This window comes from Phyllobacterium sp. P30BS-XVII, from assembly GCF_014138335.1.
Taxonomy (GTDB): Bacteria; Pseudomonadota; Alphaproteobacteria; order Rhizobiales; family Rhizobiaceae; genus Phyllobacterium; species Phyllobacterium meliloti.
In genome coordinates this window covers 189,622-206,021 of record NZ_JACGXO010000008.1, presented here as the reverse complement: position 1 = coordinate 206,021, position 16,400 = coordinate 189,622, and the positions used below count along the sequence as shown (strand labels likewise).

Sequence of the window (16,400 nt, the reverse complement as noted above, 5' to 3'; positions counted from 1 at the left end):
CGTTGGATCAGTAAAGGGTTTTGGCAAGGCTTATCGCAGCGTTTTCGAGATCTGCTGTTGCAGCATCCGAAACAAGCGCATAGGCGACATCGCCGATCTGGAAATAGGCGGCGGAGGTGTCATTCACGCGCACAGCGTTGGGTTTGACGACGTCAAACGTGCCGGGGCGAACAGCAAAGAGTGAAACCGGACCGAGGCTGTCAGACCGGACTTCCATTTCGACGCTCGGCCCGAAATTCGATGGGAACAGCTGAACATCGCGAACGCTCCACTTGTCTGGCATGGTAGGTATGACGATCCCGGTCGATGCGCGTATCTCGGCAGGGTCATAACTGCGCGTTTGCGGTTGTGATGCCATACCGGCACGGACGGAAGATGTTTTATGGGCCATGATGGCATCGGAGACATAGGCGGGTGGAGGTGTCGCAGCCACCACCTTTGAGACGGTCAAAGGGCCGAACCCCGCATGTGCCATCCATCCCAAAGCGAGCAAAACACCAATCGCTGCCACACGCTGCAACCCGCCAAACAGCCGGTCGCGTCCGAGGCCCCGTTCAAGACGATGAGCAAGCTCCGAAGTTTCAGGAGAGCCGGTCGTGTGGCCTTGCGCCAAAGCGAGCCGGAGTTCATCTCGCGACTGCAAATCGGACATAACGCGAGCGGCCTGATCGGGGTGCTGTGACAGGTAGCGCGCAACCTCAATCCGTCGCAGCGCATCAAGTTGATCGTCAATGTAAGCATCAAGATCAGCTTCAACCACGGGATCAATCGTTTCGGTCATCGCGACCTCCTACAATTTTCAAGTGACCAGATTTGTCTGGCTGCTTTTCTGTTTCCTGCGAACGAAGCGTTGCGCGAGCGCGGCTGATCCGCGACATCAAGGTCCCGACAGGAATGTTCAACGTGCCTGCCGCTTCTTCATACGAAAGCCCCTCAATAGCCACGAGATGGAGCGCAGATCGCTGTTCCTCCGGCAGTGCAAAAAACGCTTCTCTTACCTGGCCAAGCCGCACGGAATGCTCCTGCGGTGCATCGATGCTTGTCTCATTCAGGGAATAGGCCGTTTCCAAGGTTCGGGCTTCTGTCGCACTTGAACGCTTGACGTCGATGAACCGGTTATGGAGGATCGACAGCAGCCAGCCACGCAACGTTTTGCCGTGACGAAACCCGCCTCGCCGCTCATAGGCGCGCAGAAGCGTATCCTGAACAAGATCCTCAGCGTCAGCATCGTTCCGTGTCAGGGAACGGGCATACCGGCGAAGAGACCCAAGCTGTCCAACAACATCAAAGCGTGGTTTCGGCGTTTTCATAATGAGTATACGGAGCCCGCGTGGTTTTATTCCCGCTGCACCCTATTATTTTTTACAGCTCCAACAGATTATTTCTTTTGAACAGGCGCGAACGGGGCCATCGCTAGACAATGTGTTTCCACATCAGGCCCTTCATTTGCAGGTTTCGCGGAAATCTTCACCGATCAAATAGCAAATCCACCGAGCAATGAGCGCCAGTATAGAGCCCGCTCCTTGAGCCGCGCATCGCGCACATAGGTCAGATCTTCATTGTCCAATCGTTCAAGTTCTTCGAACGTGAATTTCTCGGCTCCGTGATCATTCCATGCCCGCTGCAATTCCCGGCACGGATGATTGCCGAAACGAAGTGTGAACCACAAGCGGTTCTGGATCGTGTCGAGAGTGGTGCTTTGGCCAATCCACGCACTGCCGGACACGAGGCAGCGAACGGTATAAATCCCCATAATCAGCTTTCTTTCCTTATAGGCGGTCGTCGCAGCCTTCCTGTTTTCAGTTTTCATCCGCCATTCCAATCATTTCAGACATTTCGAGTTGCAGACCAAATAACAAGCAATTCGGCCTCGGTCAATATTACCCGGATGATATTGACAATGCCATTAACATCCGGATAAAAATATCGTATTAACAGCGAGTTTAATCCCATGACCGACCATCTTTCCAAGCCCTGCACTGCTTTCGAGGGCAATCGCATCCTGTCATCAGGCCCTCTAATTGAGGTGGCATTGACTGTAAAAAACGCATCCGAAGAAAAGCGCACAACTGAGCCGCTTCTTGTCTTTGAAGACGCAACGGGTCGCGCGATGGATTTTGATTTACGCGGAACCAAGGCGGATATCATCGCGAGACTGCTGGAATCTTCGGTGGCTGCGAGCAATCAGCCGAAAGCGCCTCAATCAGTTGCAGAATCCACGACTGACCCTGTCGAAACCGCTCCGCGTGGACGCGGCAGGCCAAAACTGGGAGTGATTGCGCGCGAGGTCACGCTGTTGCCGCGCCATTGGGAATGGTTAACAACACAAAGCGGAGGCGCATCGGTTGTTCTGAGAAGGCTGATAGACGAAGCCAGAAAAGCTGGCGGCAGCGAACAAAAAATACGTGCGGCGCGGGAAGCCGCCTATCATTTCATGTCCGCCATGGCAGGCAACTTACCCCACTTCGAAGAGGCAATCCGCGCCTTATTTGCGGGTGATCGGGAAGCATTCATTGAACGCATTGCTGATTGGCCTGAAGACATAAGCAGATATGCAACAAAGCTGGCCTACGGAGACGCTGCCCTCTCCCGATAGTCTGAAAGCCAGCCTCTCCCAACTACCCACAATCAAATCCTCAGAACTGGAGTGGCCTACCGCTCCGGAAAGGCAGGCTTGTGCCTGACAATCAACATGAACCAACAAACGACCACACCCGTTACCTCAAAACCTCTCTGGCAGATCTACCTTGCTATCCTGCTCCCTATGATGCTGACAAATATTCTGCAGTCGGCATCCGGTACGGTTGACGGGATATTTCTGGGTCAGCTTCTCGGGATCAATGCCATTGCCGCTGTATCCGCATTCTTTCCCGTCATCCTCGTGCTCTTTGCGATCGTCATTGGCGTTAGCAGCGGCGCGACTGTTCTCATCGGTCAGGCGTGGGGTGCGGGCGACCATAGCAAGGCTCGAGCCGTGGCTGTCACAGCGCTCGCCATGATGATCGTTGCAGGTCTTGCCGTGAGCATCGGCGGCGGCTTGCTCGCTCCAAAGATTGTATCGCTGCTGGGAACACCCGCGGGCGTTCAGACTGAAGCCACGACCTATGCAAGAACATTGCTGATCGGGATGCCGTTTATCTTCATACTCTGGTTGGCAACATCAATGAGCCGTGGCGTATCTGATGCGGTGACACCGTTATGGGCATTGTTGGTTGCCACGATTTTCTCCCTGATTTTCACACCCGCCCTGATCCTCGGCTGGTTTGGTCTGCCTCAACTCGGCGTCGCCAGTGCGCCGGTTTCAACGATTATTGCGTCCATCGCCGCCTTGCTTTGGCTCAGCCAGCATTGGCGGCGCAAGAACCATCCCCTTGCCCCGGACTTTCGGCAATTGCTGAAAATACGCATCAATCCTATTATGGCGAAAGTCATCCTGCGTATCGGCGTGCCGATGGCTGTACAGATACTCACTATGGCGATTGCAGAGATTGTGCTGCTTGGTCTGGTAAACCAGCACGGTGCACAAGCAACAGCCGCCTATGGAGCAATCAACCAAATATTGAACTGGGTGCAGTTTCCGGTCATGTCGCTCGGCATCACGACTTCGATCCTTACATCCCATGCCATCGGCGCGGAACGACCGGAGCGGATCAATAAGATCTTACGGACGGGACTCATACTCAATATCGTCACCACCGGCAGTTTTGTCCTGCTTGGCTACGCCTTTGCCAAACCCTTTATCGGTCTGTTTATCACCGACCGCAACGTCGTCGCTACGGCAACCCACCTTCTGCACATTGTGCTGTGGAGCCTGCTTTTCGTTGGGGCAACAAGCGTCTTGACCGGCGTCATGCGTGCCAACGGAACAGTTTTTGGCCCGACAGCTTTATCAATTCTGGCTATTCTCGCAATCGAGATACCTTTGGCGTACGGGCTGAATGCCCGGCTTGGCCTGCCCGGGATTTGGTTCGCCTATGCCACGACGTTTGTCTCTATCCTGCTCTTCCAGTCGCTGTTTTTTCACTTCATATGGCACAAGCAGCAGGTCTCCCGACTGATCTAGGTCAAACCCTCAAGGCTGCTGCGCGCCGGTTGTTGTCACATAGATCGCGTAGAGCGATTTCGTCGCCGTGATGAACAACCGGTTGCGACGGCGCCCTCCAAAAGTCAGGTTGGAAACGCCCTGGGGGATTTTGATCTTGCCAAGCAATACCCCGTCGGGACCAAAACAGTGAATGCCATCGGCCGCACTTGACCAGAGATTACCATCCATATCGACCCGCATACCGTCTGGAATCCCGTTATCGATATGGGCGAAGACACGACTATTGTTCAATGTCTTTCCATCCACAACATTAAATACACGAATATGCCGTGGCGCGCCTTCCGTATGGCTTGCACCGGAATCGGCGATGTAGAGCAGGCTTTCATCCGATGAAAAAACAAGACCGTTCGGCTGAAGAAAATCCGATACCACCGCGGTGATATCTCCGGTTGAGGGATCAAGCCGATAGACATTGCGTGACGGCTGTTCAGGATCAGATTTATACCCCTCATAATCCGAGAGAATTCCATAGGTTGGATCAGTAAACCAAACCGAGCCGTTCGAATGGACGACCACATCATTGGGAGAATTGAGCTTCCTGCCAAGATAGCGATCCGCCAGAACAGTTATAGTTCCATCAACTTCCGTTCTTGTTACCCGGCGCGTACCGTGTTCGCATGATACGAGGCGACCTTGCCGATCCCGCGTATGACCATTGGCAAAATTGGAAGGTGACCGGAAGACGGAAACACCGCCATCCGGCACCCAGCGCAACATACGCTGGTTGGGAATATCACTCCACAAAAGACAGTTACTGTCATTGAACCACACCGGTCCCTCGGCCCAACGGCAGGAAGAATAGAGTTCCTCAAGCGCTGCACTTCCGACAATGAGAGACCGAAAGCGTTGATCATGAATTTCGTAAAGCTCGGTATTGGTCATTTGGGGGATACACCAGTTTAGCGTTGATCAAAATTGCGCTGACCGGCAATCACAATCACGCCGACGATGATGATAATGCCTGTCATGACCGTCAAATCTATAGGTATTGAGCATCCGCACAAGTGATGGATCACAGGCCCTTGAGCCTGTGATCCGGGCCTTGGGAGGCTAGAGTGGTTTCATCAGCTGTCGCATTTCCCAATCAGCGACCTGCAGGAGCCGATAGACCTGCATTTTGCTGTGGTGATATTGAGCTATGTCATCACCACCGGGGTGGTAAACTTTGTCGATGCGGGACATTGCGTCCATCGCTTCACTGGTTGACGAAAATGCCCCGGCGGCCATCGATCCCAGAATGGCAGCGCCCAGCAATACGGGCTCGCTGCTCGTCGGAACGGCAACGGGAACCCCCGTCGTATCTGCAAGAATTTGACGAACCAGTTCTGATTGCGCCGCTCCGCCACTTGCAACAACTATCGTGATATTGATGCCTTGTTCTTTCAGGGCCTCGATGATCTGGCGGCAGCCATAACCAAGCCCGCACAGCCCTGCAATATACAGATCAACCAATCCTGATACATCCCGGTTTGCGTCAACTCCGGCAATAATAGCCCTGGCATCGGGATCAGCATTGGGAGAGCGATTACCCAGGAAATCCGGCAGAACATGCACGTTTCGCGCGCGTAGTGCAGCTCCACTCAGGTTGGAGCCACCCATCACGGCCTGCTGTTCAAGCCATGACACTAGCGACATGCCGCCTTCCGTCGCGAGTACGCCAGCCTCTGAAGAGGCCGGATGCATGTGTATCAATTGATCAATGGCAGCACCCGCCGCTGATTGACCAGCTTCATTGAGCCACAAATCCGGGACCATGGCCGAATAATACGGTCCCCAGATACCTTTCACGTAAGCTGGCTCGCGTGTCGTTGCCATGGCACAGGCGGACGTACCAAAGATGTAGGCAAGTGAGTTTTCCAACGGGCCGAGTCCGCTCGCTCCGACAGTGCCAATTCCGCCAGCATGGGCATCGATGAGCCCAGCACCGACGGGTGTGCCCGCATTCATTCCGAAATCGAGAGCGGCTTGAGAGGTCAGTCCACCGGCTAATGGTGTTCCCGCCGCAACGACCTTCGAGCCTATTCGCTCAAAGGCGTTTTCTGTAAGTTCGCCCAAGCCAATGCTATGAAAATAGCTCTCATCCCACCGCTTTTCATGAGCCAGATAGGTCCACTTGCATGTGACGGTACAAACAGATCGAGCGAGACTGCCTGTCATCCGCCATGTCAGATAATCGGCAAGATCAAAGAAATGGGCGGCAGATGCAAAACTCTCCGGCTTGTTTTCCTTGAGCCAAAGCAATTTCGGCGTTTGCATTTCCGGCGAGAGCTTGCCACCAACATAACTCAGAACCGGATGACCGGTTACATTGATGCGTTCCGTCTGGTCAGTTGCGCGGTGGTCCATCCACACGATGACATTACGTTGTGCATCATTGGATGGGCCCACCGGCACCGGCGCGCCGTTTTGGTCTACCACCGCAAGTGAGCAGGTGGCATCGACACCAATACCGGCAATATCAGACGCAACAATACCGGCCTGCCCAATGGCCGCTCTTATCGACGCGGCGACAGCGGCCCATATGTCCTCCGTGGATTGTTCGACGATTTCGCCAGCTTCATACCAGGTGCGAATAGGGTGTTTGGCGGAAGCAAGCAGCACTCCCTGTTTGTTAAACAACCCTGCACGCGCGCTGCCGGTACCGACATCAATCCCAAGAAACACATTACCGCTCATGCTTCTTACTCGGCAGCCTGACGCAAGTGCGGAATCATCAGTACTTTGACAGCATCCGGCCGCGCGGAAACTTCCAAAGCCTCATCCCAATCATTCATATCGTAGTGGTGGGTGACGATTCCTTTTGAAGTGACAAGCTTGCGGTCAAGAAGATCGATTGCAACGGGATAACAATAAGGCCCCAGATGCGCACCACGCAGATCAAGTTCCTTGCGGTCCCCGATAATAGACCAATCAGCTGTGGTCTCATGACCAAAAACCGAAAACTCGACGAACCGTCCCAGCTTCCGGATCATTTGCAGCCCTTGCGTCACGCCGATCGGCGCACCTGTTGCCTCGATATAAACGTCACAGCCATAGCCCTCGGTTAGCGCCTTAACGCGGGCAACCGCATCCTCATTCTTCGGGTTAATCACGATATCCGCACCGAACCCCTTGGCCAGTTGCAACCGCTCATCGACAGGATCAATGACGATAAGTTTCTTCGGTGTTTTCAAATGCGCTATTTGCGCCATCATCAATCCCAATGGGCCCGCACCAGCAATGACCACGACATCATCGAGTTGGACATCGCCCCTGTTGACCGTGTGAATGGCGCAGGCAAGGGGCTCAACAATCGCAGCATCTTCCAAAGGCATGTTAGACGGAATTTTGTGTACACGGGCGTTGGACGGAATGCGCATGTATTCAGCCAATCCTCCGTCGGCCACATCCTTCTGAAAACCAAAAATGTCGTGCTTCTCGCACATCCAGTAAGAACCGGATTGGCAATAGCGGCATTTGCCGCAAGGAACAATCTGTTCAGCAATGACGGTATCACCAAGTGCGACACCAAAATGCAGATCAGCGCCCGGTCCCATTTCCGCGACATAGCCGAAGAACTCATGGCCCGCAACGACAGGCGCTTTGACCCATGGGTCCTTCCAGAACATGTCAGCGCCGGACCAGCACTTTCTGTCCGATGCACAGATACCGCAGGCTCCGATCCGGATAACCAGTTCATTTGGCCCGGCAATGGGTTTGGCAATCGTCTCGACCCGGTAGTCTTTGGGCCCGTGGCAAACGATGGCAGTCATTGTATCAGTCATTTCTCGTACTCTGTAAGTTGGTTGTTGGTCGGAAAGATTTAGCTGCGCCGTTCGCGGCCGATGTATATGGCGAGAAGAATGATCCCGCCCTTGATCACGTTCTGGACGTAAGGATCGACGCCCATCATGTTCAGACCGTTGTTCAGCACGCCCAAAAGCAAGGCTCCGATGAGTGTGCCTATAACCGAGCCGCGCCCGCCCGCTATCGACGTTCCTCCGAGGACGACCGCCGCGATGGCATCAAGTTCAAAGCCGGTGCCGGCATTGGGCTGTCCGCTCATGAGACGGGAGGTCAGGACGATGGCTGCAATCGATGCAGTGAAGCCGCTGAGAATGTAGACGAACAGTTTGGTACGGCTAACGCGTACGCCGGAAAGGCGCGTCGCAGTTTCATTGCCACCGATTGCGTAAACATGCCGCCCGAACGGCGTTCGTTCCAGCAGCACCCATGCCAGCACATAAACAACAAGCATGATGAGAATCGGCATTTGAACGCCCAGAACTGTACCGCCGCCAAAGAACTTGATCCATGATGGCAGGCCGCTGATGGGATAGCCGCCCGAATACATGAGCCCGAATCCGCGCGCTATGCCCATGGTGGCAAGGGTGACGATGATGGACGGCATTCCCGCAAACGCGACCAGCCCGCCATTAAAGACACCAATACCGATGCCGACACCAATACCTGCCAGAAGAGCCAGCGATGCGTTGAGACCAGCAACCATGAGCCCCGCGGCAATGGTCCCGGCAAGTGCCATGACAGCACCGACCGATAGATCAATCCCGCCAGTCAGAATGACGAACGTCATGCCTGCGGCGATGATGGCGATGATCGATACCTGCCGCATGATATTGGTAATGTTTGCCACGGATAGAAAGCTGTCGCTGGCAAAAACCATGATGATGGATACGGCCAGAAGCCCTATCAATGGATAAAAAATCGGGGACTGCCTGAGCACCCGCAGCAGATTTTGCTGCTTGAATGCCGTACCAGCCACCATTTGCGCTTGATCAGACGAAGTCATGATGGATACCTGCATTGTGATTGGTTTCACCTGCCGTTGCGTAACGCATGATGTCCTCAGGCGTGATCTGCGGCGGTTCCAGAATGGTGGCAATCCGGCCCTGTTTGAACACAGCCACCCGGTCAGACATACCGACGATCTCGGGCAACTCTGAAGAGATCATGACAATGGAAAAACCACGTTCAGTCAGTTCACGCATAAGCTGGTAGATTTCTGCCTTGGCACCCACATCGATGCCGCGCGTGGGTTCATCGAAGAACAGGATGTCGGCGTGGTGGTTGAGCCATCGGGCGATGACAATCTTTTGCTGATTGCCTCCAGACAGACTATCGACACGGCTTTCCGGGCCGTTGGCCTTCAGCTTCACCTTTTTCATCATGTCGAGGGCGCCATCGCGCTCGGCCTTTCTGTCGATGAAAAAGTGCAATTGTTTGTATTTGCCCAGATTGTTGAGCGTCATATTGTTGCGCACGCTGGAGGACGTAATCAGGCCCTCGCCTTTGCGATCTTCCGGCAACAGCCCGATCCCCTGCAGCAATGCATCGCTTGGACTGGAGAGCTTGGCATCTTTTCCATGCACCCTGACCTTTTTACGGGTCGTCGGGATTGCTCCGATTATCCCAAGCGCTGTTTCCGTACGGCCTGAGCCCACAAGCCCGGCAAATCCCAGAATTTCGCCCTTGTAGAGACTGAAACTATTGACCGGGTCACCACTCGCCAATTGCAACTCAACGACATCGAGCGCGATCTCGTCTCTTGGCGGATTAAGCGGCTTTGGCGGAAAGCTCTTTTCGATCTTGCGGCCAACCATCATTTCGACAAGTTCATCTATGTTCGTCGAGCCTACAGCCCGTTCACCAACAAAACCACCATCCCGTAAAACGGTGATCCGGTCGCAGATTTCAAAGATCTCATCGAGGTGATGTGAAATGAAAATCATTGCAACACCCTGACGCCGCAGTTCCCGCATGATGGCAAAGAGATGCTCGGCTTCGGTTGGTGTTAATGTTGCGGTGGGCTCATCAAGAATGAGAATGCGTGCATCAAGCGCCAGTGCCTTGGCAATCTCAATGAACTGCTGCTGCGCAATGCTTAAATTCTGCACCGGCTCATCCAGCGGAATAGTAATGCCAAGCCTGTCGAGCAGTTCTCTCGACCGCTGGCGCATGCATCCGCGCTGGAGCATGCCGAAAGCGGAGCGCAACTCTCGCCCGAGAAATATGTTTTCAACCGCGTTGAGATAGGGGATCAGGCTGAATTCCTGAAAAACGATACCAACGCCTGCCTTGACTGCATCCTCGTACCGGGCAAAGACACAATCCTGCCCTTCAATCAGAATTCTGCCCGCATCGGTCCTGTGGACACCGCATAGAATTTTCATCAGTGTCGATTTACCGGCACCATTTTCACCCAACAGCGCGTGGATTTCACCGGCCTTGACGATCATGCTGACATCGGTCAACGCCTTGATGCCGACAAAGCTCTTTGAAATATTCTCGACCTGCAAAAGTGGGCTCATCGTTGCGTTCCTCCGCAATGAGGTTTCCCGCGTCTGGCGGGAAACCTCATCCTGGTTACCAGCTGAAACCAGATGCGTTCTTTGCATCGACCACGACCACATCGATCGGTAACGCTTGCGGAACGACCTTTGCACCCCAGTGTTTTGCCAAAGCGAGAGCAAGACCAATGCGCACCTGATCACGGGGAAACTGCGCCGTCGTTTCGATGAAAGCTCCGCCTTTGCCTATGGCTTCAACCGCCTCCGGCGCACCATCCACGGAGGTGAGTTTGATATCCTTGCCACTTGCTTCGATGGCCGAGAGCACACCCATCGAACCACCATCATTGACCGAGAAAATCCCCTTCAGATTGGGATGCGCCTGGATCATATTTTCGGTCACACTCAGGGCTGTGTCGCGCTCCTGCTTGCCGTTCTGCACTTCTACGATCTTGATACCAGGCACTTCGCCCAATGCCGCCTTGCATCCTTCAACACGCTGCAGGATGGGAATAACAGGAATTCCGTCCAATATGGCGACCTCTCCAGAACCACCGAGCGCCTGTGCAAGATACTTGCAGGACATATAACCGGCATCGCGGTTTTTTGAGCCTACGAAACTGTCTACCGGACCAGAGGCATTAGCATCCACCGCGACAACAATGATACCGGCGTCATGAGCAGCCTGTACCGCAGCTTCGATACCGCTGGAATCAGTTGGATTGACCAGAAGAATATTGATGCCTTGCTGGATCATGTCCTCAACATCGGCAATCTGCTTGGCCACGTCGTGCCGGGCGTCTGTAATGACAACATCGGCTCCAAGCGATTTTGCTGCCGAGTTCAACGCTTCCTGCATGCTAACGAAATAAGGATTATTAAGCTCCTGAAATGTCATGCCGATTTTAAGCGGCTTGCTTTGTGCGAAAGCCATGGTCTGGCCGCTGCCAATCAGAATTGCTGCGACGGAAGCCGCTTTGATAAATGAACGCAACATTGTGTCTCCTCCACTTGTTATTTGCGCTACAGATAAATCTCTCCCTTTCGCAGAATCGCTTTTTGCGTTCCTGCGTCAGTACTCAGTCGATGATGATCGTGTTCGCTGCCGGTCAGGCAGCCGCTTTCCTCGCGAACTGTTCTGCGTGCAACACGCGGAATCTCGAGGGTGCCATTGCCTTCAGCGCCAAAAACTGGCGGTTGAAATTCGAAAGATTATTGAAACCCACCTCATAACAGATATCCGTAACGGACATCTCCTCCTCGCTCATCAACAGCTGACAGGCCAGATTAATGCGCAACCGGTTGATATATTGCACCGGCGTCATACCCGTGTGCTTGTGAAAGGAACGGGAGAAAGCACTTGCGCTTTGACCCGCAATCGCCGCCAGACTGCTTTCCTTCTTCGGCGATGTAAGGTTTTCGGCGATGTAGGACAAAACCCTGTTCATCGATACGGACATATAACCCGACGGGTCTGGCATGTAGTTGTGGCTCGCCAGCGGCTTGCGCTCCTGCGCATTGACCAATTGATGAATGATCTGCATGAAAAGGGCGATACGACGTGCGCCATGCGCATCGACGAGTTCACTCAGATTGGGTTTTACGGCTTTCGCTGTCTCTGGATCAAACAATAATCCGCGCGGGCTCTCCTGCAGAATCGTCTTGAAAACCGCAAGCTCCGGAAACACGCTCATCGTATTTTCAATAAACTGTTCTGTGAACTGGACGATCAGACCGCGCCTCTCAATGACCTGACCTTCAGGCACATTGCTGACCCAATTGTGAGGCAGATTTGGTCCGGTCACAATGAGGTTGCCTGGTTCAAATTCACCGATGAAATCACCCACGAAATAACGGCCGGATGTCTCTACAATCAAATGGATTTCATACTCAGGGTGAAAATGCCACCGAACCGTATGATAAGGATATCCGTGCGACCAAGCTTTGAAGGCTTCACCACGGCAAATCTGTACAACTTCAAGATCTGGTCTCATTGGCCCTCCTCCGGCAATGAAACGCACTGAGCCGCCTGCGTTGGTAATTCGGATAACGAGCCGGTTTGCTTGTGGTGTTGATCCTCCTCCAAGTTCACCGACCATTCTCTGGCTCTTGAACAAAGTATTAAACCCGCGGCAGCAATTCAGCTACCTCGTTTTCAGCATCACACTGATACTTTTTTGATATTTTGCATACTTAAACTTCAAAATATGCAACGGATGCGCTGATAGGGTGGCTTATTGTGAAAGCCTATCCAAGATCTGGATTAGCCGCACGGCGCAGGATCTCAACAACCATTTCGGACGCTTTGATGAGCGATCCAACCGGAAGAAACTCGTAGAGCGAATGGAAGTTGTGAGCCCCACAAAAGAGATTGGGGCATGGCAAACCTTTTTCCGAGAGTACGGCTCCGTCGTAACCACCGCGCATTGGAATAGACTTGGGCTCCACTCCAATTGCCCGCATGGCTTCCAGTGCCAGATCGACTGGATAGCGATTAGAGCCCTGCAGACTTTCGGCAACATTGCGATACATGGGGGTATAAGTGGAAACTATGGTCTGGGCACCGTGGAGCTGGTTAAAACTTTCAACAAGGTTCTGCACGAAGTGACGCCGATGCTCAAAACCGGCCTGTGTAAAATCGCGGATATCGAGGACAATTCGAGCCTCGGCAACGGTGCCATGGATGGATTTTACCCAATAATAGCCTTCCCGGTTTTCCGTATATTCAGGGCGTTCCCCTGCCGGCAGCATGGATATGAACTGCTGGGCAAATAGAACCGCATTGCGCAGTTTTCCTTTGGCGGACATCGGGTGGGCCGTCTGGCCCCGCACCGTTATGTGGAACTCACCCGCGTTCCAGTTCTCATAGACAATCTCGCCGATCGCACAACAATCCAGTGTATAGGCGAAGTCTGCATTGAGAGATGCGACATCCAGTGCCTTGGCGCCCAGAAGACCGATTTCTTCGTCCGGAACAAAGACAACTTTCACGTCGCCGTGCTTGATTTGCGGATTCGACTGGAGAGTCTGCATTGCATGCATAATCTCGGCGATGGCCGATTTGTTGTCTGCACCGAGCAGGCTTGTTCCATCGGTGACGATAATGCGATCCCCGACGTAACGTTCGAGTTCAGGAAACTCGCCTGCTCGCATAACGACATCAAGTGCTTCGTTCAGCACGATGTCACCGCCATTGTAATCTATGATCTGAGCATGCGTATCCGTATTATACTCGTGGCTGGTATCCAGATGGGCTACCCACGCAACGGTCGGAATTCTACGGCCTTTATCCGTCACGTTGGATGGAAGCGTACCCACTACGATTGAGTGGTCTCTTTCCTCAACGCTCAGACCCAGCGCCCGCAATTCGCCAGCCAGCAAGCGCGCCAAAACCGACTGCCCCGAGCTTGAGGGCAAATGCCCCGCCCCCGGCACTGTGGTAGTGTTGATACGGGTGTAATTCAAAAATCGTTCAACAACGTCCATCGGGGTTCCTTACATCTGACCGAGGGGGTTGATTTCAATGATTCCCCCTCTTGCGACAAGTGTTTATTGATTGATACATTTGTATTGCATTGTTTCAAACCCTCGTTGATAAATTCTAATCCCACCAACTGCGGCAAGTTGATTCCTAGAAGAGACAGGACGATATGAAGCTCCCCGAAAAGATTTTTTCAGCGACCATTCTAGCAATCGCATTGAGTGGACCGGCACTAACCGCTGCCTCGGCAAAAACATTGATCTATTGCTCGGAAGCATCCCCGGATGGCTTCGACGCTGCTGCAACCACGTCAGGTGCAACTTACGACGCCTCCGCGCGCAACGTTTCCAATGGTCTTATCAAGATAAAACGCGGCTCAACCGAACTTGAGCCTGGACTTGCCGAGAGCTGGGATATTTCCGCGGATGGCAAAGAATACACGTTCCATCTTCGCAAGGGCGTAAAGTTTCAGACCACCAGTTATTTTAGCCCAACACGGGATTTCAATGCCGATGATGTCATATTTACCTTTGATCGGCAGGGCAACAAAGCCAATCCCTACAATGGCAAAGGGGTTTGGCCACAGTACAATTCCTATTCATTTCCAAGCCTGATCGAAAAAATCGAAAAACTTGACGACAGTACCGTCAAGTTCATCCTCACCCGGCCAGAAGCAACCATGATCGCCTCCTTGTCGCTCACATTTGCGGTGATCCAGTCAAAGGAATATGCGGACAAGCTTCTGGCTGAGGGTAAGCAGGATCAACTGGGTCTATTCCCTATCGGGACAGGACCCTATCAGTTTGTCGATTATCAACCGGATACGGTCATTCGCCTGCAAGCCAATCCTGACTATTGGGGAGGCAAGCAAAAGATCGATGATCTGATCTTCGCCGTCACGCCTGATGCCTCTGTCCGATATCAGAAACTGAAGGCAGGTGAATGCCACGTTATGGCCTATCCGAATCCGGCGGATATTCCAGAGATGAAAGCCAATCCGGCGATCAATGTGCTGCAAAAGGAAGGCCTTAATGTTGGCTTCCTGGCATATAACACATTGGCTGTTCCTTTTAACGATGTTCGCGTGCGCAAAGCCATCAATATGGCTGTCAATAAGCAGGCGATTATCGATGCAATTTATGGTTCGACCGGGATTGTCGCCGTCAATGCAATCCCACCCGGCGTCTGGTCTTACAACAAGGCGATTAAGGACGATCCATACGATCCAGAACAATCGAAAAAACTACTGGCCGAAGCAGGCGTGAACGATCTTTCGATGAAGATCTGGGCAATGCCGGTTCAACGTCCTTATATGCCGAATGCGCGCCGCGCGGCCGAGATGATGCAAGCCGATTTGGCAAAGGTAGGGATCAAGGTCGAAATCATTTCCTATGATTGGACCGAATATCTGAAAAGATCGTTGGAGAAGGATCGGGATGGCGCTGTCATTGTTGGTTGGACGGGCGGAATTGCCGATCCGGACAATTTCCTTGCTGCTCTTCTCGGCTGTCAGGCCATAGGCAGTGGCAATCGTGCCAACTGGTGCAATGAGGATTTTGAGAAGCTTATTCAAGCTGCAAAGCTCACAACGGATCAGGCCGCGAGAACCAAGCTATACGAACAAGCGCAAGTTGTGTTCAAAGAACAGGCACCATGGATGACGATTGCCCATCAGGTCGTGCAACAACCCATCAGTGCCAAGGTCAAAGACTTCCGGGTTGATCCGTTTGGCGGCAACCTCTTCGAAGATGTTGATATAGAAGAATAGGAACAACACGCAGCTGAGCAAGGATACTGATCTAACCTGCTCAGCTGCCGATTTCCCATCCGATACCGAACCGGATGCTGGCGACGCGATGTGAGAGAGTGCTTTATTGAATGGCTATCTTCATCTGAACAAACTCCGCCACCGACGAGGTGCCCAGTTTTTCAGAAATATTGGCCCTATGCGCATCGACCGTTCGCAGCGAAATGTTTAGGGCACCGGCAATTTCCCTCGAGCCCCATCCCCTGCAGACGAGGCTGAGGATTTCATTTTCACGGCGAGTTAATGTCGCAAGCAACGTCTCTGTTTCCCGTTTTTCCAACGCAACCACGAGCGCATGATCTGCCTTGTTCAAGGCCTCGAATAATTGCTCCTGATCAACGGGCTTTGAAAGAAAGTCCACAACACCGGATTTGAATGCATCCCTGCAACTGTTCAAATCGCCATGTCCGGTGATGATTATGATCGGCCATATGATATCTCTTGATATCAGTTCCCTTTGCAGCTCCAGTCCCGACAGTTCGGGCATCTGCAAATCCAGAAGCAAATAACCGGGCGGTAGCGGATCAACTTTTTGGAGAAAGTCTACAGGATCGCTGAAGGTCACAACATCTATCTTGTAGGCTTCAAAGAGCAAGCAAAGCCCTTCTCTGACGGCAGAATCATCATCAACGAGGTAGACTGGATAGCGCATCAAAGCATCACCTTGTCCGGTTGTGACAGACACATTGTAAATAGGGCGCCTCGGTCATTCAAGACACT

General features: G+C 52.9%; 15 protein-coding genes. 3 read left to right on the top strand and 12 right to left on the bottom strand.

Features of this window, described 5'->3' with window-relative positions; all coding sequences use genetic code 11:
* Positions 1-7 precede the first annotated feature (7 nt).
* The 3 genes from FHW17_RS20805 to FHW17_RS20795 all read right to left on the bottom strand — a co-directional run bounded on the left by FHW17_RS20805 (position 8) and on the right by FHW17_RS20795 (position 1,810).
* A complete protein-coding gene (locus tag FHW17_RS20805; RefSeq protein ID WP_112522317.1) occupies positions 8-781 on the bottom strand; it encodes an anti-sigma factor in 774 nt (257 codons plus the stop codon).
* A complete protein-coding gene (locus FHW17_RS20800) occupies positions 765-1,310 on the bottom strand; it encodes a sigma-70 family RNA polymerase sigma factor (RefSeq protein WP_112522316.1) in 546 nt (181 codons plus the stop codon). Before FHW17_RS20800 ends, FHW17_RS20805 begins: the two co-directional genes overlap by 17 nt.
* Positions 1,311-1,474: 164 nt before the next feature.
* Positions 1,475-1,810 (bottom strand): GIY-YIG nuclease family protein, encoded by a 336-nt coding sequence (locus FHW17_RS20795; RefSeq protein WP_112522315.1) that lies wholly within the window; start codon positions 1,808-1,810, stop codon positions 1,475-1,477.
* A gap of 141 nt (positions 1,811-1,951) precedes the next feature.
* Here FHW17_RS20795 and FHW17_RS20790 point away from each other — a divergent pair, with 141 nt between their 5' ends.
* Positions 1,952-2,596 (top strand): DUF2239 family protein, encoded by a 645-nt coding sequence (locus FHW17_RS20790; protein ID WP_182510725.1) that lies wholly within the window; start codon positions 1,952-1,954, stop codon positions 2,594-2,596.
* Positions 2,597-2,692: 96 nt separating this feature from the next.
* Positions 2,693-4,063, top strand: coding sequence for an MATE family efflux transporter (locus FHW17_RS20785; protein WP_210275978.1), 1,371 nt, complete (start codon positions 2,693-2,695; stop codon positions 4,061-4,063).
* 9 nt (positions 4,064-4,072) lie between these two features.
* Here FHW17_RS20785 and FHW17_RS20780 read toward each other — a convergent pair whose 3' ends face one another.
* From FHW17_RS20780 to pepT, 8 genes are all read right to left on the bottom strand, one after another.
* The gene (locus tag FHW17_RS20780) at positions 4,073-4,987 is read right to left on the bottom strand and encodes an SMP-30/gluconolactonase/LRE family protein (protein WP_182510724.1); all 915 of its coding nucleotides are present in this window, start codon (positions 4,985-4,987) and stop codon (positions 4,073-4,075) included.
* Positions 4,988-5,155: 168 nt separating this feature from the next.
* Positions 5,156-6,781 (bottom strand): FGGY-family carbohydrate kinase, encoded by a 1,626-nt coding sequence (locus tag FHW17_RS20775; RefSeq protein WP_182510723.1) that lies wholly within the window; start codon positions 6,779-6,781, stop codon positions 5,156-5,158.
* Between the two features lie 5 nt (positions 6,782-6,786).
* Positions 6,787-7,869 carry an alcohol dehydrogenase catalytic domain-containing protein gene (locus FHW17_RS20770; RefSeq protein WP_182510722.1) on the bottom strand — a complete coding sequence of 361 codons (1,083 nt, stop codon included), beginning with the start codon at positions 7,867-7,869 and terminating at the stop codon, positions 6,787-6,789.
* Positions 7,870-7,907: 38 nt separating this feature from the next.
* The gene (locus FHW17_RS20765; RefSeq protein WP_210275986.1) at positions 7,908-8,870 is read right to left on the bottom strand and encodes an ABC transporter permease; all 963 of its coding nucleotides are present in this window, start codon (positions 8,868-8,870) and stop codon (positions 7,908-7,910) included.
* Positions 8,871-8,880: 10 nt separating this feature from the next.
* Complete coding sequence (locus tag FHW17_RS20760) at positions 8,881-10,413, bottom strand: sugar ABC transporter ATP-binding protein (RefSeq protein ID WP_182510720.1); 1,533 nt, start codon at positions 10,411-10,413, stop codon at positions 8,881-8,883.
* A gap of 55 nt (positions 10,414-10,468) precedes the next feature.
* Entirely contained in the window at positions 10,469-11,326 is an 858-nt protein-coding gene (locus FHW17_RS20755) for an ABC transporter substrate-binding protein (protein WP_348643767.1), read from the bottom strand.
* A 175-nt stretch (positions 11,327-11,501) separates the two neighbouring features.
* Positions 11,502-12,386, bottom strand: coding sequence for a helix-turn-helix domain-containing protein (locus tag FHW17_RS20750; protein ID WP_112522307.1), 885 nt, complete (start codon positions 12,384-12,386; stop codon positions 11,502-11,504).
* A gap of 253 nt (positions 12,387-12,639) precedes the next feature.
* A complete protein-coding gene (gene pepT, locus FHW17_RS20745; RefSeq protein ID WP_182510719.1) occupies positions 12,640-13,878 on the bottom strand; it encodes a peptidase T in 1,239 nt (412 codons plus the stop codon).
* A 164-nt stretch (positions 13,879-14,042) separates the two neighbouring features.
* Between pepT and FHW17_RS20740 the strand changes: the two genes are divergently transcribed.
* The gene (locus FHW17_RS20740; protein WP_182510718.1) at positions 14,043-15,641 is read left to right on the top strand and encodes an ABC transporter substrate-binding protein; all 1,599 of its coding nucleotides are present in this window, start codon (positions 14,043-14,045) and stop codon (positions 15,639-15,641) included.
* A 103-nt stretch (positions 15,642-15,744) separates the two neighbouring features.
* Here FHW17_RS20740 and FHW17_RS20735 read toward each other — a convergent pair whose 3' ends face one another.
* On the bottom strand, positions 15,745-16,332 hold the full coding sequence (locus FHW17_RS20735) for a response regulator (RefSeq protein ID WP_112522385.1): 588 nt from the start codon (positions 16,330-16,332) through the stop codon (positions 15,745-15,747).
* Between the last annotated feature and the right edge of the window lie 68 nt (positions 16,333-16,400).

What these genes read in the sequence shown, in the direction of transcription:
- FHW17_RS20795 (WP_112522315.1), bottom strand. Translation starts at nt 1,810, where the DNA reads ATGAAAACTGAAAACAGGAAGGCTGCGACGACCGCCTATAAGGAAAGA.
- pepT (WP_182510719.1), bottom strand. Translation starts at nt 13,878, where the DNA reads ATGGACGTTGTTGAACGATTTTTGAATTACACCCGTATCAACACTACC.
- FHW17_RS20800 (WP_112522316.1), bottom strand. Translation starts at nt 1,310, where the DNA reads ATGAAAACGCCGAAACCACGCTTTGATGTTGTTGGACAGCTTGGGTCT.
- FHW17_RS20785 (WP_210275978.1), top strand. Translation starts at nt 2,693, where the DNA reads ATGAACCAACAAACGACCACACCCGTTACCTCAAAACCTCTCTGGCAG.
- FHW17_RS20775 (WP_182510723.1), bottom strand. Translation starts at nt 6,781, where the DNA reads ATGAGCGGTAATGTGTTTCTTGGGATTGATGTCGGTACCGGCAGCGCG.
- FHW17_RS20765 (WP_210275986.1), bottom strand. Translation starts at nt 8,870, where the DNA reads ATGGTGGCTGGTACGGCATTCAAGCAGCAAAATCTGCTGCGGGTGCTC.
- FHW17_RS20780 (WP_182510724.1), bottom strand. Translation starts at nt 4,987, where the DNA reads ATGACCAATACCGAGCTTTACGAAATTCATGATCAACGCTTTCGGTCT.
- FHW17_RS20750 (WP_112522307.1), bottom strand. Translation starts at nt 12,386, where the DNA reads ATGAGACCAGATCTTGAAGTTGTACAGATTTGCCGTGGTGAAGCCTTC.
- FHW17_RS20735 (WP_112522385.1), bottom strand. Translation starts at nt 16,332, where the DNA reads ATGCGCTATCCAGTCTACCTCGTTGATGATGATTCTGCCGTCAGAGAA.
- FHW17_RS20770 (WP_182510722.1), bottom strand. Translation starts at nt 7,869, where the DNA reads ATGACTGATACAATGACTGCCATCGTTTGCCACGGGCCCAAAGACTAC.
- FHW17_RS20755 (WP_348643767.1), bottom strand. Translation starts at nt 11,326, where the DNA reads ATGGCTTTCGCACAAAGCAAGCCGCTTAAAATCGGCATGACATTTCAG.
- FHW17_RS20805 (WP_112522317.1), bottom strand. Translation starts at nt 781, where the DNA reads ATGACCGAAACGATTGATCCCGTGGTTGAAGCTGATCTTGATGCTTAC.
- FHW17_RS20740 (WP_182510718.1), top strand. Translation starts at nt 14,043, where the DNA reads ATGAAGCTCCCCGAAAAGATTTTTTCAGCGACCATTCTAGCAATCGCA.
- FHW17_RS20790 (WP_182510725.1), top strand. Translation starts at nt 1,952, where the DNA reads ATGACCGACCATCTTTCCAAGCCCTGCACTGCTTTCGAGGGCAATCGC.
- FHW17_RS20760 (WP_182510720.1), bottom strand. Translation starts at nt 10,413, where the DNA reads ATGAGCCCACTTTTGCAGGTCGAGAATATTTCAAAGAGCTTTGTCGGC.